The sequence below is a fragment of the Vibrio sp. 661 genome (assembly GCF_033339315.1).
GTDB lineage: Bacteria > Pseudomonadota > Gammaproteobacteria > Enterobacterales > Vibrionaceae > Vibrio > Vibrio alginolyticus.
On sequence record NZ_JAWOUJ010000133.1, the window covers coordinates 1 to 1047 of the forward strand.

Genomic DNA, 1047 nt, shown 5'->3' on the forward strand with positions numbered 1-1047 from the left:
TCGCCTTAAGTTTGAAGATGATGGCGGTGACTTTTACCAACCAATTCAATTCAATGTTGTGATCAAAGTTGCGAAAGCGCAAGGCCAAGCGATGACGACGCAAGATTATGAAATGGTATACAGCAAAGACTACGATTTTAACTTGCAGCGTGATTTTGGTTTAACGGCCAGCAATGATCATTTGGAAGTCGTTGACAATACTTCTCCAGGCGTTGCAGATGTTATTGGTGACGGTCTTATTCGTGTCTACAAAGCGGGTCAAACGACGTTAACGGTTCGCAGGAAAGAGAGTGCAAATTAAACGGCGGGTCCAGATCAACAAGTTCGCTTTAACATTCTGGGTGCGCCAAGCCGAATTGCTATCCAGTCAGGCGTAGTAGAAGGTACGTGGAACATCAACCAACCTTATGTCCAAAAACCATCGATTCTCGGTACGGTTGGCGAAGTGAGCTACCGATTTGCGACGGATTCTGCAACCGATGTGGTTTCCTTAGATCGCAAAACGGGTGATATGCGCATTCTGAATGCGGGTAGCACCAGAGTTATTGTGTCGGACGCAGGTAACGATAAGTTTACTCCAGGTGAAAGTAGCTTTGCTGTAACGATTAAACAAGGTAGCAACCCGGTTTCTATTACTTATCCAACTCTGGACTTTTCTGCTGGTGCGGTTATCACACCTGTGATGAGTGGGGGAGAAGCCAAAGCAAGCTACCGTCTGATTAACCAAGCTGAGCCGGTGGTTGAGTTGTTATCTTCAGATTCTGGTCGTTTGAAAGTGCTGCATGCTGGCGACTACCAAGTGGAAGTGACGTTAACTGCACGTAACTATACAACTAAAACCGTATTGGTTAACGGCACCATTAATAAAGCGGATCATCCAGGTCTTACGACGAAGCTTCAAACTGTGGAATTTACGCCATTTAAGACGATTAGTTTGGATTTTGGTAAAACGGTAGGCACTCGCACTTACGCATTTGCTGATACCGTGAGCGAAGAGCTTGCCACGTTAGACAATGCGAAAGCTGAGTTGACGCTAACTAATTACTC

General features: G+C 45.6%; 1 pseudogene. It reads left to right on the forward strand.

The features are described 5' to 3' along the window. A pseudogene (locus R7P69_RS25205) lies at window positions 1-1047 on the forward strand (cadherin repeat domain-containing protein); the annotation flags it as partial.